The following is a 22848-nucleotide window of genomic DNA, read 5'->3' as shown; positions in this document are numbered from 1 at the left end:
GTCCGGGACCAAATGGCGCGGGTAAATTCGCGTTTAGAACCCGAATTTGGCCCAAATTGCCCGGCTCTCCAGCGCCGAAATCAACTCATCCGGCAGCCCGCCGATGCCCTCCAGCGCCGTGAGGCTCCCCGCGCCCGCCGATTTGCGGCCGAACAGGCCCGACAGCAACCCGGTCGCCGGCGCGATCACCGGCGTCAGCACCTTCTCGCCATAGCGCGCGCGCAAGGTCGAGCGCAGATCGCCGATCGCATCCGCAAGGCCCAGCGAGATCGAGGTTTCGCCCGCCCAATATTCGCCGGTGAACAGCACGTCGTCGGCGCCTTTGAGCCGCGCGCCCCGGCTTTGCTTGACCAGCGCAATGAAGATCGCGTGGATCTCGCGCTGAAGCGCTTTGACGCGCGCGACGTCGTCGGGGTTTTCGGGCTGGAACGGATCGAGCATCGCCTTGCGTTCGCCGGCCGTATAGAGCCTGCGCTCGACGCCGATTTTCTTGATCAACTCCTGAAATCCGAAGGAGCCGCCGACCACGCCGATCGAGCCCAGGATCGAGGATGGATCGCAGAAAATCTCATCGCCCGCGCACGCCAGCATGTAGCCGCCGGATGCCGCGACGTCCTCGACGAACACCAATACCGGCAGTTTCTTCTCCGCGGCGAGCTGGCGAATGCGAAGATAGATCTGGCGCGACTGCACCGGCGAGCCGCCGGGCGAATTGATTACCAGCGCCACCGCCCTGGCATTCTTGGTCGCAAACGCACGCTCCAGCGTCCGGGCGACGCCGGCAAGCGACATGCCCGGCCGCAACGGCGTCACCTGACCGATCAAGCCCGACAGCCGGACCACCGGAACCACGGCCATGCCACGCCGCAGGCGGGCCGGGAGATATTCCATCAGCCTGTCGAGCAGGCCCGGCCATCCGCTGCGGTCGATCGTCTGTTCCGTCATCTCATTACCTCTAATTAACTATTTTTTATCACGTGACTGTCATTCAATCGAACCGGAACGTGTTTTGCTTTTGGGGCCGTTGTCAGGCTGCAATCGCGCGCCGGAGGATGACATGAAAATCTACCTGCTGCTGGCGCTGATCGGTACACTTTTGGCCGCGACCTACTTCACTTCAGCGCCAGAACAGCCGTCGAAGACGCTTCCGCAGTAATCGCCTTTGGCCGCCGCGAACCACTCTTCAGGCGAGCGCCAGCGGCAATACTCGCTTCCCCGCCAGAACGTCCTGCACCTCCTTATTAGGCAGCGCTGACTCATCATTGAGCAGCAGCCCTGCGTAGATTTGCGTGGGTGCCTTGCCGCCCTTGACGGCGCGAATCAGCACGCGAAGCGCAGGCTTCTTGGCGTCGGCATGAACCGGCAGGATCGCAAGACTGCCAAAGCCGCGATCGAGCGCCGCCAGAACTTCGGCCAGGCCGTCGGCGCGCCAGATCAGCGTGAGGACGCCACCGGATTTCAGAATCCGCCGGCTCGCGTGTATCCAGCTCTCGAGTGTCACTGACGTCGCCACATGGGCGATCTCGCGGCCCTTGTCGGGCGAGGCGCGGTGCCGCGCGGGATCGTTGAACGGTGGATTCATCAACACGACGTCACAACTGTCAGGGGATAGGCCGGCCGCGGCAAACGCGTCGGCGGCAGAGGTAACGTCGAGCACGACGACATCAGCGGGAATCGCATTCGAAGCCGCATTGCCGCGCGCGAGCGCCGCAAGCGCCTCGTCGATCTCGACCATCACGAGCTTGATTCCCCCAACCCGTCTGGCGACCGCAAGGCCGGCGGCGCCGACGCCGGCGCCGAATTCCACCACACGATCGCCGGAACGCGCCGGCGTGGCGGCGGCCAGCAGCACGGCATCGTGGCCGGCGCGGTGACCCGATTTCGGTTGCCGCAGCCGCAATTGCCCGCCGAGAAATGCATCCTCGGTGAATGCGCGCGCGTCGGCCGCGGGATCAGTCATCGGCCCGCAATTCGTGGCCAAGACCGGCATCGGCCAGAAGCTGGCGCGCCTGACGGTTGTCGTCCTCGTGGACCAAAATACGGCGCGGCAAGACGCCGAGCGATCCCTCGATGATGCTCATATTCTGATCGAGCACCAGATGATGGATGTTGGCGCCATCCAGCAGCGCGCCGATCGCCGAAACCAGCACGATATCGTTGGTCCGAACCAATTCCCGCAATTTTGGCTCCTTTGTCGGTCGACGCCCAGCGCAAGCCCGCGTCAAATCGCTTCATGCCCTTGCCGCGTTCCCCTGCGCTTTCTATTGTTATACCGTCAAGGATAGTGCGAATCCGACAAATGTGGAGACCAGCGTGGCGGTTATTGTACCCTTCGAGAGCCCCTCGGGCGCTTCGATAGATCAGCTGGTCGGCCTTGTCGCCGCCGATATGGCGCGTGTCAACGCTACCATATTGTCGCGGACCGGCTCGGAAGTCACCATGATCCCCGAGGTCGCCAACCACCTGATCTCCTCGGGGGGAAAACGGCTGCGCCCGATGCTGACGCTCGCCATGGCCGGCCTCGCCGGTTATTCCGGCGACGGCCACATCAAACTCGCGGCCTCCGTCGAGTTCATGCATACCGCGACGCTTTTGCACGACGACGTGGTCGACGAAAGCGAGCTCAGACGCGGCAAGCTGTCGGCGCGGATGCTGTGGGGCAATGAGGCGAGCGTCCTGGTCGGCGACTTCCTGCTTGGCCAGGCCTTTCGCATGATGGTCGAGGTCGGCTCGCTGCGCGCGCTCGACATTTTGTCGTCGGCCGCGGCGACCATTGCCGAAGGCGAAGTGATGCAACTGGCGGCGGCGAAGAACACCGCCACCACCGAAGACGAATATCTCGCCGTGATCCGCGGCAAGACCGCCGAATTGTTCGCAGCCGCCTGCGAGGTCGGCCCGGTGATCGCCAACCGTCCGAAAGCCGAGCAGACCGCGTGCCGCTCGGTCGGCATGAATCTCGGCATCGCGTTCCAGCTCGTCGACGACGTGCTGGACTACGGCGGCAAGGCCGCAAAACTCGGCAAGAACATCGGCGACGATTTCCGCGAGGGCAAGATCACGCTGCCGGTGGTGCTGGCATTCCGCCGCGGCAACGATTCCGAACGCGCGTTCTGGGTCAAGGCGCTGGAGCGCGGCGAGATCCGCGACGGCGATCTCGACCATGCCATCGGGCTCATGACAAAACATCGCGCGCTGGAAGACACCCTCAACCGCGCCCAGCATTACGGCGCCATGGCGGTCGACGCGCTGGCGCTGTTTCCGGCCTCGCCTATGAAAACCGCGCTCGAGCAGGTGGTGGCGTTCTGCCTGGCGCGGTCGCATTAGGTATGGGCGGCACCAATTTTTCGCTGTTCCTGCTGGCCGCACTCGTCATCGCCGCAATTCCCGGTCCCGGCATTTTCTACGTGGCCGCGAGGACGCTGTCGGGGGGCAGAAAGGCCGGGATCGCATCCACCTTTGGAACGGCGTTGGGCGGGCTTGTCCATGTCATCGCCGGCGCGCTTGGCGTCTCGGCCATCATTCTCGCCAGCGCGCAGCTGTTTACCGCGCTCAAATTCGCAGGCGCGCTCTATCTGGTCTGGCTCGGCATCAAGACTTTTCGCGAAGGAGGCCGGACGCCCCATGACCAAAGTGCGCCGACCGGAGCAAAGCGGGCGTTTCGGGAAGGTGTTCTGGTCGAGGCGCTCAATCCCAAGACCGCGGCGTTCTTTCTCGCATTCATTCCGCAATTTATCGAACCGGCGGCCGGCCATGCGGCGCTGCAGTTCATGGCGCTCGGCCTGATCTCGGTGGCGCTCAACACCTTCGCCGACGTCATCGTGGTCGCCATGGCGTCTACGGCCCGCGCAAACCTCGTTCGCCGGCCCCGGCTGGTTCAGCGTTTGCGACAAGGCTCCGGGCTTTTTATCGCTGGGCTTGGAATATCGCTGGCGCTGGCGCGGCGGCCGGCCACGGCCTAAGCGCTGGATGGGCTGACCTAGCTCAACACCCCCGCATGCACCCACCATTGCGGGTGGGCCTGCTGGATCTTCTGCGACGCGCGCTGCGCCTCGGCGGTGTTTTCATAGAGCGCAAAACAGGTCGCGCCCGATCCTGACATCCGCGCCAGCCAGGCGCCATCGGTGGCGCTGAGCGCCGCGAGCACCTCGCCGATCATGGGCTGAATGCGCATTGCCGGCGCTTCGAGGTCGTTGCTGCCGGCGCTGAGCGCTTCGACCCAGTCTTCCAGCGAGGCACCGTCGTCCGGCCAGCCTGGCGCGTCCATCACGTCGGCGGCGCCTACCAGAAGCTCGCCATTGCGCAAACCGAGCGCGTTGAACACGTCTTTGGTCGCGACGGGAACGCGCGGATTGACCATCACGCAGGGCATTTTCGGCAAATTCAGCGGCAGCAGCGTTTCGCCGATGCCGGTCATCACGCAGCCGCGCGAGCCAAGGCATACCGGTACGTCGGCGCCAGTCGAGCGCGCGACCTCGATTAACCGTGCATCGTCGATGGCAAGGCCGTTGAGCTGCGCCAACAGCCGCAGCGCCGCGGCAGCATCGGCCGAACCACCGCCGATGCCGGAGGCCACCGGCAGTATCTTCTCGAGGGTGAAATCGCCGAGCTTGAGATTGCCAACGTGCTCACCGAGCAATTGGGCGGCCTTGAACACCAGATTGTCGGCGGCCTCGCCGCAGGCCTGCGCTAAGGGCCCGGTGGTCGTGAGATGGAGCCGAGGTGCCGGCGTCAGGCTCAGGCGGTCGGCGCAATCGGCGAACGCAACCACGCTTTCGAGATCGTGATAGCCGTCGACCCGCCGTCCAACCACCCGCAGGGTCAGGTTGACCTTGGCACGCGCGTCGTCAATTAGCGCCATCATCGGCGAACCAACCCTTCGATCAACCGCCCTTGCCGTCTTCTTTCTTCTTGTCCGCGGAGGCGGCCGACGAGGGAGTCTCGTCGGGCAGCCCGTTTTCGATCTTGGCTTCGATCTTGGGCAGGTCTTCCGGCTCGGGCTTCAGGTCGCGGGCGTGCGCCCACTGGAATTTCGCTTCCAGCGTCCGGCCGACGCGCCAATAGGCGTCGCCGAGATGGTCGTTGATGGTCGGGTCTTCCGGCTTGAGATCGATCGCCCGCTCGAGATTCTTCACCGCGTCCTCGTAATTGCCGATGCGGAAATAGGCCCAGCCGAGCGAGTCGACGATGTAGCCGTCGTCCGGGCGCTGATCGACGGCGCGCTTGATCATCTTCATGCCTTCGTCGAGGTTGATGCCCTGATCGACCCATGAATAACCGAGATAGTTCAGCACATGGGGCTGCTCGGGCTGCAGATCGAGCGCCTTGCGCATATCGGCTTCCGCCTTGCTCCACTGCTTGGAGCGCTCCTCGCAGATGCCGCGGTAATAGTAATAGACCCAGTTGGTCTTATCGTTGGCATCCGGCAGCGCGTCGATGCCCTTTGAATAGGTATCGACGCAGTCGGCGAACTTCTTGCGGCCGCGCTCGATATTGCCGAGCGCCATGATGGCTTCGATATCCTTGGAATCTGCTGTAGTGACGCCTTTCAGGATCTTGATCGCGTCGTCGCTGCGGTCGGCGGCGTCGAGATTGGTCGCGAGCTGAATTTCCGCATTGCGCTTGAGCGGCGAACTCGCCGGCATCCGCTCATAGACCTTGATCGCCATCTGAGGCTTCTTCACCGACTCATAGAGATCGGCGAGCGACAGCAGCGCCAGCGGATGATTGGGCGCGAGATAAAGCGAGAGCTGCAGATAGACCAGCGCGAGGTCCTCGCCGCCCTTCCGCGTCAGCATCGCCCCGATGCCGTACAGCGCTTCGGCGGCGCCGGCCTGGGCCGAGTCGACCAAAGGCGGCAGCTTCTTGCCGGCCTTGGTTTCGCGCAGGCCTTCCAGCACCAGCGGATGCCGCGGCAGCTTCTTGTCGAATGCCTCGTAGATGCCGGTAGCCGTTGGGTCATCCTTGTAGCGCGACAGCCAGCGCGCATAGGCATCCGCGACCCGCAGCATGGAATCGTCGAGCTTGTAGGCGCGCTCGAACCGCGCGCCGGCGTCCTTTTCCTTGCCGGCAAGCTCGAGGATCAGGCCGGCATGCAGGTCCTTGAAGATCGGGTACCATTCCGGCCCGGTCAGCTTGTCGATACCGGCGACCGCCGCCTTGGTGTCGCCGGCGCCGTAACTGGCCCAGCCCGACAACAGCGTTGCCACCAGATCGGTGATCGGCCCGCGGATCGACTGATTGATGTTGAGCTGCGCGGCGGCATATTTCTTCGCCTTCAGATCGCGCACGCCGAGCACGAGACGGGCGACGCGATTGGACTTGTCCACCGTCAGGATTCGCTCGGCGAGCTTGACGGCCTCGTCGATGTCGCCGTCGGCGAGCGATGAGATGAAGGCGCGGTCCAGGAGTTCGTTGTTCTTGGGATCGGTGCGAAGCGCCGAGCGATAGAAGGTCGCCGCCGAATTGGAATCCCGCTCGACGCTTGCATGACGGGCGGCCAGATAGCTGCCCGACATCGTCAGCGATCTCAGATCATGGCTGGTCGGAAATTGCGCAGAATTGTCGGTGGGATGATCGGGCGTTTGCGCCGAAACCGAGCCCGGCATGGCGAGCGCCGCAAAGCCGAATGCGGTGAAGGCGAATGCGGCAATCGTCCAGCGATTGAAACGAATGGAAAACATCACGGTTCGCCCTAGCTCCAGGATTTTACGGATCAATCTCGAATGCGAACCAAACCGGCGGCATCAAGACCCACGACAATGCCGCGTTTGGCGTTCAACCGCAAGGATACGGCAAGAATACGAGAAGCCTATTCGATTGGCAGAAGGCGTCGCCTTTGGCCCCGGTTTCGCCAGCCCGCCCTGAAAACCCTTGCAGTGTGGCGGTATCGTGACCGGGCGTCCTGCTCAGAGCCACCTTTCCATGATCGGAACGGAGGTTCCGTCACTTATGCTGACGCGTTTTCAGTACGTATTCTGAGGCGTATTCCTGTCGCGAACTGGTACCCCTTCGCGCGATGGCTCACGCAATCGTGGTCACATCGCCTCGTAATTGGGTCCGCCACCGCCCTCCGGTGGAACCCAGGTGATATTACCGTTCGGATCCTTGACGTCGCAGGTTTTGCAGTGGACGCAGTTCTGGGCGTTGATGACGAAGCGCGGCCCCGACGCCTCCTCGACCCACTCATAGACGCCGGCCGGGCAATAGCGATTCGACGGCCCCGCATAGACATCATGCTCGGAGGTCTTCTGAAGGTTCATATCAGTGACCTTCAGATGTACCGGCTGGTCCTCCTCGTGATTGGTGTTGGAGAGGAACACCGACGACAGCCGGTCGAAGGTGAGCTTGCCGTCCGGCTTCGGCGGCGCGATCGGGGCATGCGCCTTCGCCGGATCGAGCGTCTTGCGGTCGGGCTTGGCATGCGACTGGGTTCCGAACAGCGAGAAGCCGAGCGTGTTGCACCACATGTCGATGCCGCCGAGCGCGACGCCGATGATGGTGCCGAATTTCGACCATAGCGGCTTGACGTTGCGGACCGGGTACAGGTCTTTGCCGACCGCCGAATCCCGCCACGCCTTTTCATATTCGACGAGTTCATCATTGGCGCGGCCGGCGCCGAGCGCGGCGTTGACATGCTCGGCCGCCAGCATGCCGCTGCCGAGCGCATTATGCACGCCCTTGATGCGCGGAACGTTGACAAAGCCCGCCGCGCAGCCGATCAGCGCGCCGCCGGCGAACGACAGCCGCGGCACGGATTGATAGCCGCCCTCGGTGATGGCGCGCGCGCCATAGGCGAGACGCTTGCCGCCTTCGAACAAGGTGCGGATCGCTGGATGGGTCTTGAAGCGCTGGAACTCATCGAACGGCGACAGGTAAGGATCGTCGTAATTGAGATGAACGACGAAGCCTATCGCCACCAGATTATCGTCGTAATGATAGAGGAACGAGCCGCCGCCGGTCGAATTGTTGAGCGGCCAGCCGAACGAATGCTGGATCAGGCCCTTCTGGTGTTTCGAAGCGTCGATCTGCCAGACTTCCTTCAGCCCGATGCCGAATTTCGGCGGCTCCGAGTTGGCGTCGAGCGAATATTTCGCGATCAGCTGTTTGGTCAGGCTGCCGCGGGCGCCTTCGGCGAACAGCGTATATTTGCCGACGAGTTCCATGCCGCGGGTGAACGAGGATTTGTGCGAGCCATCCTTGGCGATGCCCATATCGCCGGTGGCGATGCCGCGCACCGCGCCCTTTTCATCGCAGAGCACTTCGGTCGCGGCAAAACCCGGGTAAATCTCGACCCCGACCGCCTCGGCCTTGCGCGCCAGCCAACGGCAGACATTGCCGAGCGAGCCGATATAGCAGTGATGATTGCTCATCAGCGGCGGCATCATGATGTTCGGCAGCCGGATCGCGGTGCCTTCGGTCATCCAGTAGAACCGGTCATCCCTGACTTGGGTCTTCAGCGGGCAGTCGGCGTCCTCGCGCCAGTCCGGGATGAGCTTGTCGAGCGCCACCGGATCGATCACCGCACCCGACAGGATGTGCGCGCCGACCTCGGATCCCTTCTCCACCACGACGATGCCAAGATCGGGATTGAGCTCCTTCAGCCGGATCGCAGCCGCCAGGCCCGACGGCCCGGCGCCGACGATCACGACGTCGAATTCCATGGATTCGCGCGGCGGCAATTCTTCGGCACTCATGATGATCTGGTCTCCGCCCGGTCAAAAACGGCTTTGTGTTCTCTGGGCTTTGTTTCCGATTTTTCGCTCCAGAACAACATGGAAATGCCGCTTGAGGCGTTTCGTTGCGGCGCGATCCGGCGAGAGCCTGATTCAACTGAGTTGAATCAGGCTCTCGCGCTATCCTTTTGCCGGAGCATGATCTTTTCGGAAAACCGGTTTCCACTTTTCCGGATCATGCTCTAGATAGGGAGGATGCCGTTCGACGCCATGCCATGACCCCTGATCCTGCCCCTACCGTCCAGCAATTGCTGGCCTTTTATCTGGAGGCCGGGGTCGACTGCGCGCTCACGGAAACGCCGGTCAATCGCCTCGCCGATCCAGACATCATCGTCTCCAGCCCAGGGGAAGCGCCGCCGCCCGGCCCGGTCAGGACAATCATCCCCGCAGCCCCTGCTGCGATCGCGCCTGCCCGCGGCGAGGCGGCGGTCGCGCCGGAAGCGGCGATCACCTCCGCGCGCGAGGCGGCGCGGACCGCGCCGACGCTTCAAGCGTTGCGGTCGCTGTTGGAACAATTCGATGGCTGCGCGCTCAAACATACCGCCACCCGCCTGGTGTTCGCCGACGGCAACCCGCTGGCGCGGGTCATGTTCGTCGGCGAGGCGCCCGGGCGCGAGGAAGACATCGAGGGCCTGCCGTTTGTCGGCCGCTCCGGCAAATTGCTCGACCGGATGATCGCAGCGATCGGGCTCGACCGCACCAGCGCCTATATCGCCAACGTCATTCCTTGGCGGCCGCCCGGCAACCGCACGCCGACGCCGCAGGAAACGCAAGTTTGCCTGCCGTTCATCCAGCGCCAGATCGAACTGGTGAACCCGGATGTGCTGGTCACGCTCGGCAATCCTTCGACGCAAACGCTATTGTCGACACGCGAGGGCATCATGAAGACCCGCGGCAAATGGTTCGACTACGACACCGGCACACGGGTGATCCGGGCGATTGCCACTTTCCATCCGGCCTATCTGTTGCGCTCGCCGTCCTACAAGCGGATGGCGTGGCAGGATTTGCGCGCCATCGCGAAAGCGCTCGCACAGGGAGCTTCGCCCTCATCCCTGAGCGCCGAGCAAATGCCCTCATCCTGAGGAGCCCGCTCTTGCGGGCGTCTCGAAGGATGGCCGCATCGGGGCCTTCATGGTTCGAGACGCGCGAAGACGCGCTCCTCACCATGAGGGGCAAGCTACGGCACCTTCGGCCGCACGATGGCCCAGCCGATCCGCAATAGCGGCTGCCGTCCCGTCACGAGCTGCTCGAACGCGCGCGGCACTTCGGGCACGAGGCCCGGAAATCGCTGTGCGATTTCGGGCGGCGGCGTGCCGACCGTATCCGATGCGCGCCACACCACGATGCCGCCGGTTTCGTTGAATTTTGCGAAGTCAAGCCATGGCGTCCGCTCCGGCGCGGTGGCGAAAAGCAGATGCGGACGGGCGGTGTCCAGCGAAATCAGGGCCGCAAGCTGGGCATCGCCGGTCACGGCTTTGAGCGGGCGATTAGTGCGCCGCTCAAAACTGTCGCCGAAGAAATTGGCAATCGCTTTCGCCGGCAGCGACGTCGCCACCTCGCCATTGCCGGTCCAGGGCAAAAAGACCGTCGCCGCAAGCGCTGCGAGCGCGGGCGCGAGAATGGCGGCCGCCCAGACCGAGCGCAGCAGGCGCTGACGCCGCAGCTGAACGAGATCGCCGGTCGCGACGATCGCGGCGAGCCCCGACATCAACAGCGCGACCCCGGCCCCGCCGGCGACACCGTCGAAATTGAAAACACCCGCGATCAGGCTTCCGGCCAGCGCCGGCGCGATTGCGAAGAAATACACGAATTCGCGCGCCAGCGGATCGACCGGCGGCCGATAGATGATCGGCGCCTCTTCCGGATTGCGCGCGAACCAGCCGGAGTTGAGCAGCATCAGCAGCACGATGCCGGAAATTGCGAGCACGAGGCCGCCGAGCAAAATTCCCCAGTGCAACGCCCTGCCGCTCAAATCCGAAAGCGCCGGCCATGGCGGCAACGCGAGCGCGTCGGCGCGGATCACCCAGATCAGATAGGGCAGCGCCAGCACGGCGACCACCAAAAGCGCGAACAGCGGATCGAACGACTGCAGCGTGCGCCGCCCGCGCGCGGTCGTGACCGCAAAGCCTGCGACCAGCAGCAACAGAACGGGTGCGGCAGAAATCGTCAAAAGCAGAAGCCCGGCGTCGATCGACCACGCGAACCAGGCGTTGCGCCGGTTCTGGCCGATCAATTGCCAGGAGTGCAGCAGCAACAGCGCCCACAGCGGACGCGCCAGCACCGCGGGACCGAACTCGAGGCTGGGCCAGCTGAAGGCTGCGACCGTCATGGTCAGGAGCACCGCGAGCACCGCCTGCTGGCCGCCGACGATGGCGCGCGCCAGCTGATACAGCGTCCAGAACATCGCGACCCCGCAAAGCTGCGCCAACAGATAGACGCCGAACACGTGATTGCCGGCGAGACGAAACGCGATATCGGCAAGCCAGAACGCCAGCGGCGGGCCGAGGTCGGTGCCGACCTGGTATTCCCGGCCGTAAGCGAGCACGGTCGCCAAGTCGCCGGGAGGGCTGCGATAGAGCATTAGCGGGATGATCAGCCACAGCGCGGCCTGAAACAGCACCACGAGCCACACCACCAGCCGCGGCCGGGCGCGGATCAGTTCGACGATCAGGGAGGTGAAACGCATGAAACGGCTGGATCGCTTTCGAAACGAGCTGACCGGCAGGAATGTCCCTCAGGGCCGAAGACGCGCACCGGACAGCGCAAATGTGCCGCCTTGGAGTGCGCGCCTCACGATTGAGGCCTAACGCTTCGAGCTGGTCAATGAGAGGGTATTAAAGCCCGCCGCCGACCGAGGCAACCGGCATCAAAGGCCGGCGGAAATCTCCGCGCTTGCCTCGGCACCCGTCAGCGTTTCCGCAAACAGGTCGGGTTCGCGTTTGACCGTCCATGGCTGATGTTTTTCCCGCGCCGCCACAACGGGTGCGAAGAAGCTTCTGTGATGCACCGACGGGCCCAGCCGGTCCAGCGCCTCGAGATGCTCCGGCACGCTGTAACCCTTGTGGGATTCGAAGCCATACCCCGGGCAATCCTGCGCCAGGGCGCGCATCAGGCGGTCGCGCGTCACCTTGGCGATGATCGAGGCCGCCGCGATCGAGACCACAATTCCGTCGCCGCCGATCACCGCGTCGCAGTCGCACGCGGTATCGAGCTTGTCGCGGCCATCGACGAAGACATGTTTGGGCATTTCCGGCAGCGCACCGACCGCGCGCGCAAGCGCCCATAGCGAGGCGCGCAGGATATTGTCGCGGTCGATCCGCGCCGGCGAGGCGAAGGCGACCGCGAAGGATGCGGTCTTGCAGATTTCCTCGAACAGTTCCTCGCGGCGCTCCGGTGTCAGCCGCTTCGAATCGTCGATGCCTTTGGGGATCCGTTTGGGATCGAGCACCACGGCTGCGGCCACCACCGGGCCCGCCAGCGGCCCGCGCCCGGCCTCATCGCAGCCGGCCACCGGCCAGACCCCGCGCTTGATCAGCGCGCGCTCGCGGCGAAAGCTCGGCGGCGCGACCGCGATCACGCCTTTTGTCGGCTTTGCGGGGTCTTTGGCGGATTTTTCCCGAATCATGCCGGGATCGTGCGCAAGCGGCGGCCGGCGCGCAACCGGGAACCCGGCGCAATTCCCGCTATTCAGTGGTGACGTTGACGCCATTCGTCGGCACCAATGCAATAAACCCGGCGTAGGCTGCGGCCGACCGGGGTCTCATCCGAATGGTAATGCATTCCAAGCTTTTGCAGCGTACCGATCGAGGCCGCGTTCTGTGCAGAGGCCAGCGCAAGCAGCCGTGGCCGCCCAAGTTGCTCGAATCCAAGAGCGAGTTGTGCCTGCCCGATTTCGGTCGCAAGACCCTTCCCCCAGGCTTCGCGCGCCAATACGAACCCGAATTCCAGATCATCATCCGCCAAAGCCTGACACGGGCTTAGCCCTGCAAACCCGATCAGCTCGCCGCTTGCCTTGTCGACCAGCGCGCACAGGCCGGTCGGCGCGGCTTTGAAATTGAAGTTTTCGCGAATGAAACTGTCCGATTCTGATCGCGATAACGCCGTGCCCGCGAACACCCAGTTCATTACTTCCGGAACGCTGAAGATTTTCTGATGCAGCCAAGGAATGTCGGCCTCGCCAACTGCGCGCAGCACCATGCGCGGAGTTGTGAGCACAACGCCGTCACTGACTGCGGATGATGGCTGCGAGTCGGGGTTCATCCGCCCATCGTAGCGCCATCCGCGGAGTTTCAGAAGGTAGGGTCACGCGCCAACCACTAAAAAAGACTCAACTGCTGTCCGCTGCGTTTCGGCCGCGCGAAATGTTCGGTGGTCAGTTTCGAACGCCGCTTGTTGAGCCCTAATTTTTCGCAGGCGATTTCGAAGCGGCGTCCGATCATCCAGGCCATCGGTCCGGTGCCCTTCATCCGCGTTCCCCATTGCGAGTCGTAATCGCGCCCGCCGCGCATGTCTCGGATCAGGGTGAAGACGTGGCGATAGCGGTCGGGATAATTGGCCATCAGCCATTCGCGGAAGAGGTCGCGCACTTCCAGCGGCAGCCGCAGCAGCACATAGCTCGCTTCCTTGACGCCGGCATGCGCGGCGGCGTCGAGAATGCGCTCGATCTCGGCATCGTTGAGCGCGGGGATCACCGGCGCCACCATCACCGTGGTCGGAATTCCGGCTTCCGAGAGTTGCCGCAGCGCCTCTAGCCGCTTCGGCGGCGTCGAGGCCCGCGGCTCCATGGTGCGCGCCAGTTTGGCGTCGAGCGTCGTCACCGAGATCGCCACTTTTGCCAGATTGCGCTTCGCCATCCGTGACAGAATATCGATGTCGCGGGTCACCAGCGCCGATTTGGTCACGATGCCGACCGGATGCGAGGCCCGATCCAGCACCTCCAGAATGCCGCGCATGATCTTGCGCTCGCGGTCGATCGGCTGATACGGATCGGTGTTGGTACCGATCGCGATCATGCGTGGTTCGTAATCCTGCGCCGCCAGTTCCTTTTCCAGAAGCTGCGGCGCATCGGGTTTTGCAAAGAGTTTGGTTTCGAAGTCGAGCCCCGGCGACAGGCCGAGAAAAGCGTGGGTCGGCCGCGCGAAGCAATAGACGCAGCCATGCTCGCAACCCCGGTAAGGATTGATCGAACGGTCGAAGCCGATATCGGGGGAATCGTTGCGGGTGATGACCTTTCGCGCCGTATCGAGCGCGACGCTGGTCTTGAACGGCGGCAACTCATCTAGGCTCTGCCAGCCGTCGTCGAAGGCTACGCGGGCTTCGGCCTCGAAACGGCCGCTGTCGTTGGATTGCGCGCCGCGGCCACGCCGCCGCTCGCGTTCGATGGCGACCGCCAGCTCGGGAAAAGGCGAAGTCGCACCCGCCGGTTCGGAGGGCGCCGTGACCGGCGGGTGCTTGAGGGCATGAGAGGATGCTCGACTCATGGGCTCTAGATAGCACGCCCTGAGAACAAATCAAGAACATCAGATTATCTTTTGCTGCCAAGCTGGGGCTGGGCAAGCGGCGGCCGCATTGCCGTAAAAAGCTGCAGCCGGCATGCTGTCTTGAATGTGACAAGATGATAATTGTGCGACGTTTTTTTAAAGCCGCTTGAGGGGATCGAAGAACTTATCAATGCTGAGCGTCATTATTCCCACCGAAGGCGTCGAGCAGCCTGCGGTAGCTACCCTCGCAGCTCTGGTGCCCGGCGCCGCCGCCGGCGTGATACGGGAGGTGCTGTTGGTCGACCGTTCGGACACCGGCGTGATTGAGCGGGTCGCCGATGTCGCGGGCTGTCGTTTCCTGCGCTTCGAGGGATCGCATGCCGCGGCGCTGGCAGCCGGCGCGCGCCAGGCCCGCTCGCCGTGGCTGATGTTCCTGCATGCGGGTGCGGTGCTGGATACGGGCTGGATCGATGAAACCACGCAATTCATCCAGCGCGTCTCCTTAAGCGACCGGCCGCGCGCCGCCATCTTCCGTTATGCCCGCTCGCCCTATGCCGAGCCAGGGCTGTGGGATGGTTTCAAATTCGTGGCAAGGATGATCAGCGGGCCGTCGGCGGATCAGGGACTGTTGATCGCACGCGAGCATTACGACCGGCTCGGCGGCTACGCGCCCGACGCCCGCCGCTCCGAGAAAAGGCTGCTCCGGCAGCTCGGCCGCGCGCGCACCGTATTGCGCAGCCGGATCATGGTTGCGTGACAGTCCCCGTCATTCCGGGGCGACGCGAAGCGGCGAACCTCAGATGTGCAATTGCACATCGGGGAATCTCGAGATTCCGGGTTCGCGCTATCGCGCGCCCCGGAATGACAAGGTTAAGCCGACGCCCCCTGCGCTTTCGGGCGGCGCAGATGTTCGTCGAGCCGCGGCATGATCTCGACGAAATTGCAGGGCCGTGTCCGGTAATCGAGCTGGGCCAACAGGATTCCGTCCCAGGCATCGCGGCAGGCGCCGGGCGATCCCGGCAGGCAGAAGATGAAGGTGGCGCCGGCAACGCCTGCGGTGGCGCGGCTTTGGACGGTCGAGGTGCCGATCTTGGCGTAGCTCAGCATATGAAACGCGATGGAAAAGCCGTCCATCCGCTTTTCGAACAGGGGCTCGACCGCCTCCGGCGTCACATCGCGGCCGGTAAAACCGGTGCCGCCGGTGGTGATGACGACGTCGACACCGGGATCGGCAATCCATCGCTTGATGATGATGCGGATCGCCTCGACGTCGTCGACGATGATCTCGCGCGCCGCGAGATGATGGCCGGCCGCGATGAGCCGCTCCGCCAGAGTGGTTCCGGATTTGTCATCCGCAAGCGAGCGCGTATCGGAAATCGTCAGCACCGCGATATTGAGCGGAATGAATTGTTTGGTCTCGTCGATCGAGGACATAGACTGCCTCCCTCTCGTCATGCCCGGCCTTGTGCCGGGCATCCACGTCTTCACTTTCTCGCGGCTGGCAAAGACGTGGATGGCCGGGACGAGCCCGACCATGACGATTAATGTCGTTATGGACTGCCCCCGCCAAACGTGTTGCAGGCCTGCACGGTGCCCTGCTGATAGCCGGTCATGAACCATTGCTTGCGCTGCGCGGCGGAGCCGTGGGTGAAGGAGTCAGGCACCACCCGCCCGGTCGCCTGCCGCTGCAGCGTATCGTCGCCGATCGCGGACGCCGTGGTCAGCGCCGCATCGATGTCGCCGGCTTCGAGGAAGCCCGGCCGCTTTTTCTCCTCGCGGTTGACCCAGACGCCCGACAGGCAATCCGCCTGCAGCTCGACCCTGACCTGCAGCGCGTTGGATTCGGCCTTGCTGCCGGCCTGCTGCTGCAGCCGCGTCACCCGCGGCAGGATGCCGAGCAGGTTTTGCACGTGATGGCCGGCCTCATGGGCGATGATATAGGCCGCGGTGAACTTGCAGGCATTGCCGGAGCAGCCGCGAAACCGCGTCTCGACCTCGCGGAAGAAGCCAGTATCGAGGAAAATCGTCTTGTCCGGCGGACAATAAAACGGTCCCATCGCCGACTGCGCCATGCCGCAGCGCCCGCCATTGGTGGCGTTGCGAAACAGCACGATTTTCGGACCGGTATAGGATTGCCCCGAGGCCTGGAAAATCTCGCTCCAGCGATCGTCGATCTCACCCAGTATGCCGGCGATCATGCTGCCCATCTCGTCGGTCGGCGCGCCGGTCTTGACCGTGCCGGACCTGCGATCGGTCTGGTAGGTCGGCGCCTGGCCGCCGCCGGTGAGAATTTGCGCGCCGCCGATCAGGATCCGCGGGTCGATGCCGAAGGCGTAACCGACCAGGCCAAGCACGATGATGGTGCCGATGCCGAGCCCGCCGCCGCCCATCGGCAGGCCGAGGCCGCCACCGCCCCCGCCACCATCATCGCCGCGACGGTCTTCGATGTCGTCGCTGCGGCGGAAGTCATCGTAACGCATGGCGGTGTTTCCTTAATCCCGGCTGCTACCAACGCGACAGTCACGTAAAATTTCCATTCCGTTAATCAATAACCCGCCCGGCAAAAATTGCCTAGTGCGGCGGCGCAGAGAACTTCCGCGCAAAACACACCGGAAACATCGATTTCCAGTGTCGTTTCGAATCGAAGTTCGCCGGGCGCGATGCTGCATGGCGGTGCGAAGCTCTCCGTCGCAGCGAACCGAAGAACCATCGCAATTTCGTTCGATAATATTTTCGATTAAGTCGATTTTTACTTTGGCCGGTCAATGTATCGCCAGTCGGTTGTTTGGTCCCGCGTCGCCGACAGCGTCGCCTGAGTCAGAGTATTTGAGTCATGGTTGTGTCGCGTCGCGGGGCGTCTGCAAGGGCGCCCCGCACTAAATTTGAGTCCGCCTCGAGTACCCGTATCGTCGTAGGCGATTGCGTCGCCGAGATGTCGAAATTGCCGGCCGCCTCCGTCGACCTGGTATTCGCCGATCCGCCCTATAATCTGCAGCTCAAGGGCGACCTCAAGCGTCCCGACGAATCCCATGTCGACGCCGTCAACAATGACTGGGACAAGTTTTCATCCTTTGCCGCCTATGACGATTTCACCCGCGCCTGGCTGCTCGCCTGCCGCCGCGTCATGAAGCCGTCGGCGACCTTGTGGGTGATCGGCTCGTATCACAATATTTTCCGCGTCGGCGCCATCATGCAGGATCTGGGATTCTGGGTGCTCAACGACATCGTCTGGCGCAAGACCAATCCGATGCCGAATTTCCGCGGCCGCCGTTTTACCAATGCCCACGAAACCATGATCTGGGCCGCGCGCGACGAAAACGCCAAGGGCTATACGTTCAACTACGAAGCCCTGAAGGCCGCCAACGAGGACGTGCAGGCGCGTTCCGACTGGCTGATCCCGCTCTGCACCGGCGAGGAGCGCCTCAAGGGCACCGACGGCAAGAAGGTCCATCCGACCCAAAAACCCGAAGGCCTGCTGGCGCGGGTGCTGCTGTCGTCATCAAAGCCCGGCGATCTCGTGATCGATCCGTTCAACGGCACCGGCACCACGGGCGCGGTGGCAAAGCGTCTCGGCCGCCGCTATATCGGCTTCGAGCGCGACAAGGCCTATGCGGCGGCTGCCGTTGACCGCATCGCCGCGGTCGCACCGCTGCCGGAAGCAACGCTAGCGCCCTTCATGACCGCGCGCGACGCGCCCCGTGTCGCGTTCTCCGAATTGATCGAGCGCGGCATGATTCCGCCCGGCACTAAACTCGTCGATTCCAAGAAGCGCCACGGCGCGCTGGTCCGCGCCGACGGCGCCATCATGCTTGGCGACAAGGTCGGCTCGATCCACCGCATCGGCGCGGTGGCGCAGGGCGCCGAAGCCTGCAACGGCTGGACCTTCTGGCACATCGAGACCAACAAGGGCCTCAAGCTGATCGACGAGCTGCGCGCCGAAATCCGCTCCGAGATGGCGGCGGGCTGACGCCTATCGGCCATGCAGCCCTTGCATCTTGCTTCGGCGCGAGGACAGGGACTACAATCGACGAGCATCACTTGCTATCTTGATTGGTCGTCCGATGCGAAGACAAGCCGAGACACCGCTCCTGCTAGCGCTATTGCCGATCTTTTTTGTCGGCATATTTCCGATGCTGCTTTTGGCGTTCCTCGGCTTTGCCGGTCTCATCCTTCTCGGCATTCTCCTGATTTGCGCCGGCTTGGCCGACGGGTTGGACGCCAATCGCGATTACAATCAACAGGTCATCGTCCACGGTTATGCGAGCCGATCGGAACGCGGCGTTCAAGCTTCGAATTTGCATTCGGCAGTTCGTTTCGCGGCCATCATTGACGTGATCGGCGCTGGATTGATCGTCGCGGGATTATTCGGCGTTTTCTACGTCAAATGATCGACGAGTTGCGCGCCGAAATCCGTTCCGAGATGGCGGCGGGCTGAATCTTCAAACCACGCATCTTGCCTTCGTCGTTCCAGGGCATCGCTAACGGGTCGCGCGAGTGGCGCACAGTGCCTGCTTCATAAGAAGTCGTCGTCCCCCGGCTTGACCGGGGGATCCAGTACGCCGCGGCCCCTCGGCTTAATCGCAGCTGCCTCTGGAATACTGGGTCGCCCGGTCATAGGCGAGCGGAAGCGACGCCGTCCTTCGGACGGCTATGCCGGGCGATGACAGATGGGATTCAATTTTCAAACAGCAGACATAACTTCGCGATCTCGCAGCGCGTTTTGCTCGAGGTTTGCCATCAACTTCCCGCCCTCTCCAGTCAGAGGGCGCAGGGAATGCCGGGCGCCCGATGCGCCCGATAGCCGCGTGTGCAATGATAGTGTGAGAGCGCACACGCGTTAGTCAGGTCACACCGGAATCACCCAGCACTCCCCGCGCAATGGTTTACGGCTTACTTCGCGCTCTCCCCGGCGACCGGGCTTTCTTGCCACCGTCGCCCCTGAGAAGCTTGCTTCTCAAGAACTTGACGCCAGCGTCGGGGCGTCAGGACCACACGACTTCGCCGTCCGCCTCAGCGCCGTTCGTTATCGGCGCATCCGCGTCCACCGCATCCCGCCCCGCGTCCGTGACGATCGCGAACCGCCCCTCAGTGGGACGGGACGGCAAATCATATAGCCTGATTTGCATTTCGGAAAAACAGAAACATTTTTGCAAAGGGGGCTGGACAGGCCTGTCACCAGCCAAGCTAACTGATTTGCCCGTCAGGCAAATTAGACAGCCCGTCAGGCAACAGATCGCAGGCTGGGTTGAGCTTCGCGAAACCCGTCGCGGTCGTCTAGAACACGATGGGTATCGCTTCCGCCTTCCTCCTTCGCTCTGCGAGCTTCGGCGGACGCAGTCGCCCTGCGAGCTTCGGCGAACACGTCGCTACCAATGAAGTCCGTTCATGGAGGAAAAGCGGACTCTGCAACCGCCGGAACCTATTTCCGAAAATGACCCAACTCGGACATTGGCCCTAGCCCAAGGGCAACGCCATATGCTTTGATATGTCCGACGGATCTACCGATCTCGGGAGGCCGTTTTGACCGACAATCGCGTTGAGCGGCGGCTTGCAGCTATCCTTGCGGCTGATGTGGCTGGATATAGTCGCCTGACCGGCTTGGACGAGGAAGGGACACACGTCCGGCTGAGGGAGCGTTTGCGTGGGCTCGCTGATCCCAAGATCAGCGAACATCGTGGCAAGGTCGTCAAGCACACGGGCGATGGCGTGCTCGCTGAGTTCGGCAGTGTCGTAGATGCGGTGCGCTGCGCCATTGAGGTCCAGCGCGGTATGGCTGAGCAAAATGCTACGATGCCGCAGGTCAAGCGGATCGAATTTCGCATCGGCATCCACGTCGGTGACATCATCGTCGATGACAACGATATCTTTGGCGACGGCGTCAACATCGCCGCTCGCCTTGAAGGGATTGCGGAGCCGGGTGGCGTTTGCATCTCTGACGACGCACAACGTCAGGTCCGCGGGAAGGTCGATTTCGCCTTTGAGGATATGGGTCCGCAGAACCTGAAGAATATTGTTGAACCGATGCGAGCGTGGCGGTTGAGGATGAATGCGAGCGGTTCTGCGGCAGCGCCGATAGAGCCGCCTGTCGAGAGCACGCAAGCTCTGGCACTCCCCGACAAGCCGTCTATCGCCGTGCTTCCGTTCCAGAACATGTCCGGCGATCCCGAGCAGGAGTATTTTGCAGATGGGATGGTTGAGGAGATTATTACCGCGCTGTCGCGTTTCAAATGGTTGTTCGTGATCGCTCGCAATTCGAGCTTTACGTTCAAAGGCCAAGCCGTCGATGTGAAGGAGGTCGGACGCAGGCTTGGCGTGCGCTATGTCCTTGAGGGGTCTGTGCGCAAGGCTTCGGGGAAGGTTCGCATTAGCGGGCAATTGATTGATGCGGTGACGGGCACGCACATATGGGCGGATAGGTTCGAGCGTGACCTAACAGACATTTTCGCGCTTCAGGACGAAGTCACGGTCGCCGTCGTCTCGGCCATTCAGCCAAAGTTGCTTCAAACAGAAATTGCACTGGCGGCGCGGCGGCGACCGGAGAACCTCACCGCCTATGATTTGTATCTTCGAGCAATGCCGCAGTTTTACCTAGCGACTCGCGAAGGTTTGGCTGAGGCGATCAAACTGGCTCATCGCGCTTTGGAGCTGGACCCTCGGTTCGGCTTGGTCGCGGCTTTGGCAGGTGTCTGTCACATGCAAAGCGTCCTTTGGGGCTACGCCATCGATCCCAAATTCGAACGCAACGAAGCAGTTCGGCTTCTTCGCTTGGCATTGAGCCTCGACGACAATGATCCAGACATCTTAGCATTGGCGGCCGTAATCTCGTCCTTCATGGTCGGCGATTGCGAGAGTGAGATCGAATGGGCTGACCGGGCGGTCGCGCTCAACCCAAATTCATTTCTGGCATGGGGCTGCAGAGGCCAGGTCTATCGAATTGCGGGGCTGCCAGAGGAAGCGGTCAGGAGTTTTGAACACGCCATTCGCATGAGCCCGGTAGACCCGCGGCTACACCTGACGTTTGCTGGGATGGGCACGGCCTTTATTGAGCTTCGTCGCTTTAATGAGGCCATCGTCGCAGGGAAGAAAGCCCTGCGTCAGAACCCCTCTTTTTCGGCAGCTTACCGCTGTCTCGCGTCCGCCTTCGCCCATCTCGGACGTGATGCTGAGGCCCGTGAGGCGGCGGCGCGTCTGCTTGAGGTCGATCGCGCGTTCACAATTTCCGAGTGGACCGCTCGGGGCGGGCAATCAAACTCGAAGCTGCTGATTGAGGGTCTGCGTAAAGCGGGATTGCCCGAATGAACCCGGGTACGCTACCGAAGACGGGATAACCGGAATGACCGCTTCTGGCACGTTTGAGACATGCCGGCGCACCTTGCGAATGTCCGTTGATCGGGGCAGACCGGAAGTGACCGACCGGCGGTCAAAACGGCGCTTTTGACCCAAAGCGGTCACCGAGCGCCGCCGGCGGACAATCCGACGCCGTTGCTGGTGTAGGCTGCAAGACGTCAGATCAATTCACCGCTTGAAGCGCGGCCGTGAAGGCGGCGAGATCGATTCGCGCCCCCTCATCCGGCACCCGCTTGGGAAGGTCGGCGAGCAGTTCGATCACACGGGCCCGATCCTGCGGCAGGAAATAGCTCGCCCAGACCTCGCGCGTGTCGCGGATGGCGGCCGCCACCAAGCGGGCGTTGGCGGGCTTGCCGCCGCTCTCGATCACCGAGCAGATGGCGGCCAGGATGAACTCGGCGGTGGACCTGCGGGCGCCCGCGAGCCCCTCCTCGCGCACGCGCGTGCGCTGCTCCGGCGCGAGGCCCGCCATGAACAGTTTGCTCGAAACCGCCTCGCGCGCCTGGCCGCGGATCAGGAAGTTCATCGCCGCCGCGTACTGGTCCTCGTACTCGGTCATGTTGCGCTGGATCGCCGCCAAATCGGGCTGCGGCCCCGGCTTCGAGCCGTAGCGGGTGAACAATTTGTTGGTCGCGTTTGCGGCCTCCATCCAGTCGAGCAGCCAGGCAATATCGCTCGCCTGCGCGGGCGGCAGCGCGTTCAAGGCGTCAAGATCGAAGACGCGGCCGAGCAGCGCGGCGACCTCCGGCCGGGTCAGGTCAGGCCGCCCGCCCGTTTTCGTCACCCCTTCGACGTAGACCCGGAAGGCCTGCGCGGCCTCGCGCGCGGCGGCCGCATCGCGCGCGCCGTCCTGCGCGAGCGCCGGCGAAGCGAGCGCGAGAAGGACCAGGAGGATTCTGACGATCGGCATGGGCAACCTCAATCGGCGTCGCGCGATCGGCGCGGCACGCGCCGCCGTTCGCGACGATCGCGGTTGTTTGTCGCGGGCCGCGCCGCAAGGGTTCACTGCCGACGGCCCGTTTGCGCGGGCACAAGCGAACGAACATTGTGCTTTCCATGCGTAGCCCGGATGGAGCCCCCGGGCCTTGCCTTCGGCAAGCCGGAGGACAGGCTCCGCGCTGCCGTTGCGTCCGTGCCTTCAAGCATGTCGCCTTTTGGCACCTTTCGGACCTGACTGGGCGGGCTGACGATGTCGGTTCTTGGGGGTAAAGCGGACCTCGCTGATGACTGGAATCGATAATGACAATCGGGAGTGTGGATTCCGGGCTCGCCGCTTCGCGTCGCCCCGG

General features: G+C 63.2%; 20 protein-coding genes. 7 read left to right on the top strand and 13 right to left on the bottom strand.

Annotated elements, in window-relative coordinates; genetic code table 11:
- Window positions 1-33: 33 nt before the first annotated feature.
- The 3 genes from B5526_RS27565 to B5526_RS27555 form a co-directional block, all read right to left on the bottom strand.
- Complete coding sequence (locus B5526_RS27565) at window positions 34-945, bottom strand: S49 family peptidase (protein ID WP_079542947.1); 912 nt, start codon at window positions 943-945, stop codon at window positions 34-36.
- A 238-nt stretch (window positions 946-1183) separates the two neighbouring features.
- The gene (locus tag B5526_RS27560; protein WP_079542946.1) at window positions 1184-1960 is read right to left on the bottom strand and encodes a tRNA1(Val) (adenine(37)-N6)-methyltransferase; all 777 of its coding nucleotides are present in this window, start codon (window positions 1958-1960) and stop codon (window positions 1184-1186) included.
- Window positions 1953-2180 carry a DUF2007 domain-containing protein gene (locus B5526_RS27555; RefSeq protein ID WP_079542945.1) on the bottom strand — a complete coding sequence of 76 codons (228 nt, stop codon included), beginning with the start codon at window positions 2178-2180 and terminating at the stop codon, window positions 1953-1955. Before B5526_RS27555 ends, B5526_RS27560 begins: the two co-directional genes overlap by 8 nt.
- Window positions 2181-2313: 133 nt before the next feature.
- On the opposite strand from B5526_RS27555, the gene B5526_RS27550 reads away from it, so the two are divergent.
- Window positions 2314-3324 carry a polyprenyl synthetase family protein gene (locus tag B5526_RS27550; RefSeq protein ID WP_079545480.1) on the top strand — a complete coding sequence of 337 codons (1011 nt, stop codon included), beginning with the start codon at window positions 2314-2316 and terminating at the stop codon, window positions 3322-3324.
- A gap of 2 nt (window positions 3325-3326) precedes the next feature.
- Window positions 3327-3959, top strand: a complete 633-nt coding sequence (locus B5526_RS27545) for a LysE family translocator (RefSeq protein WP_079542944.1) — start codon at window positions 3327-3329, stop codon at window positions 3957-3959.
- A 17-nt stretch (window positions 3960-3976) separates the two neighbouring features.
- Here B5526_RS27545 and B5526_RS27540 read toward each other — a convergent pair whose 3' ends face one another.
- The 3 genes from B5526_RS27540 to B5526_RS27530 form a co-directional block, all read right to left on the bottom strand.
- Window positions 3977-4861: a 4-(cytidine 5'-diphospho)-2-C-methyl-D-erythritol kinase gene (locus B5526_RS27540; RefSeq protein ID WP_079542943.1), complete on the bottom strand. Its 885-nt coding sequence runs from the start codon at window positions 4859-4861 to the stop codon at window positions 3977-3979.
- A gap of 19 nt (window positions 4862-4880) precedes the next feature.
- The gene (locus B5526_RS27535; RefSeq protein WP_079542942.1) at window positions 4881-6680 is read right to left on the bottom strand and encodes a tetratricopeptide repeat protein; all 1800 of its coding nucleotides are present in this window, start codon (window positions 6678-6680) and stop codon (window positions 4881-4883) included.
- Between the two features lie 354 nt (window positions 6681-7034).
- Window positions 7035-8693: an electron transfer flavoprotein-ubiquinone oxidoreductase gene (locus B5526_RS27530; protein ID WP_079542941.1), complete on the bottom strand. Its 1659-nt coding sequence runs from the start codon at window positions 8691-8693 to the stop codon at window positions 7035-7037.
- A gap of 254 nt (window positions 8694-8947) precedes the next feature.
- Between B5526_RS27530 and B5526_RS27525 the strand changes: the two genes are divergently transcribed.
- Window positions 8948-9814, top strand: a complete 867-nt coding sequence (locus B5526_RS27525) for a uracil-DNA glycosylase (RefSeq protein ID WP_079542940.1) — start codon at window positions 8948-8950, stop codon at window positions 9812-9814.
- Window positions 9815-9909: 95 nt separating this feature from the next.
- Here the strand turns inward: B5526_RS27525 and B5526_RS27520 are convergent, their stop codons facing one another.
- From B5526_RS27520 to B5526_RS27505, 4 genes are all read right to left on the bottom strand, one after another.
- The gene (locus B5526_RS27520) at window positions 9910-11418 is read right to left on the bottom strand and encodes a glycosyltransferase family 39 protein (RefSeq protein WP_079542939.1); all 1509 of its coding nucleotides are present in this window, start codon (window positions 11416-11418) and stop codon (window positions 9910-9912) included.
- 180 nt (window positions 11419-11598) lie between these two features.
- On the bottom strand, window positions 11599-12357 hold the full coding sequence (locus B5526_RS27515; protein WP_079542938.1) for a ribonuclease HII: 759 nt from the start codon (window positions 12355-12357) through the stop codon (window positions 11599-11601).
- Between the two features lie 62 nt (window positions 12358-12419).
- Window positions 12420-12992: a GNAT family N-acetyltransferase gene (locus B5526_RS27510; RefSeq protein ID WP_079542937.1), complete on the bottom strand. Its 573-nt coding sequence runs from the start codon at window positions 12990-12992 to the stop codon at window positions 12420-12422.
- A gap of 56 nt (window positions 12993-13048) precedes the next feature.
- Window positions 13049-14212, bottom strand: a complete 1164-nt coding sequence (locus B5526_RS27505; RefSeq protein ID WP_079542936.1) for a PA0069 family radical SAM protein — start codon at window positions 14210-14212, stop codon at window positions 13049-13051.
- Window positions 14213-14402: 190 nt separating this feature from the next.
- On the opposite strand from B5526_RS27505, the gene B5526_RS27500 reads away from it, so the two are divergent.
- Complete coding sequence (locus tag B5526_RS27500) at window positions 14403-14969, top strand: glycosyltransferase (RefSeq protein ID WP_079542935.1); 567 nt, start codon at window positions 14403-14405, stop codon at window positions 14967-14969.
- A 113-nt stretch (window positions 14970-15082) separates the two neighbouring features.
- Here B5526_RS27500 and moaB read toward each other — a convergent pair whose 3' ends face one another.
- Entirely contained in the window at window positions 15083-15646 is a 564-nt protein-coding gene (gene moaB, locus B5526_RS27495) for a molybdenum cofactor biosynthesis protein B (RefSeq protein ID WP_079542934.1), read from the bottom strand.
- A gap of 116 nt (window positions 15647-15762) precedes the next feature.
- Window positions 15763-16692 carry a KPN_02809 family neutral zinc metallopeptidase gene (gene ypfJ / locus B5526_RS27490; protein ID WP_079542933.1) on the bottom strand — a complete coding sequence of 310 codons (930 nt, stop codon included), beginning with the start codon at window positions 16690-16692 and terminating at the stop codon, window positions 15763-15765.
- Window positions 16693-17045: 353 nt separating this feature from the next.
- Between ypfJ and B5526_RS27485 the strand changes: the two genes are divergently transcribed.
- The 3 genes from B5526_RS27485 (at window position 17046) to B5526_RS27475 (ending at window position 21511) form a co-directional block, all read left to right on the top strand.
- Window positions 17046-18179 (top strand): site-specific DNA-methyltransferase, encoded by a 1134-nt coding sequence (locus tag B5526_RS27485; RefSeq protein ID WP_079542932.1) that lies wholly within the window; start codon window positions 17046-17048, stop codon window positions 18177-18179.
- A 94-nt stretch (window positions 18180-18273) separates the two neighbouring features.
- A complete protein-coding gene (locus B5526_RS27480; RefSeq protein WP_079542931.1) occupies window positions 18274-18600 on the top strand; it encodes a hypothetical protein in 327 nt (108 codons plus the stop codon).
- Window positions 18601-19732: 1132 nt separating this feature from the next.
- A complete protein-coding gene (locus B5526_RS27475) occupies window positions 19733-21511 on the top strand; it encodes an adenylate/guanylate cyclase domain-containing protein (protein WP_079542930.1) in 1779 nt (592 codons plus the stop codon).
- 211 nt (window positions 21512-21722) lie between these two features.
- Here the strand turns inward: B5526_RS27475 and B5526_RS27470 are convergent, their stop codons facing one another.
- On the bottom strand, window positions 21723-22469 hold the full coding sequence (locus B5526_RS27470) for a hypothetical protein (protein ID WP_079542929.1): 747 nt from the start codon (window positions 22467-22469) through the stop codon (window positions 21723-21725).
- Between the last annotated feature and the right edge of the window lie 379 nt (window positions 22470-22848).

It is taken from the genome of Bradyrhizobium lablabi (genome assembly GCF_900141755.1).
GTDB lineage: Bacteria > Pseudomonadota > Alphaproteobacteria > Rhizobiales > Xanthobacteraceae > Bradyrhizobium > Bradyrhizobium lablabi_A.
The sequence above is the reverse complement of the archived record's forward strand: the minus strand, read 5'-3'. Positions and strand labels throughout refer to the sequence as shown.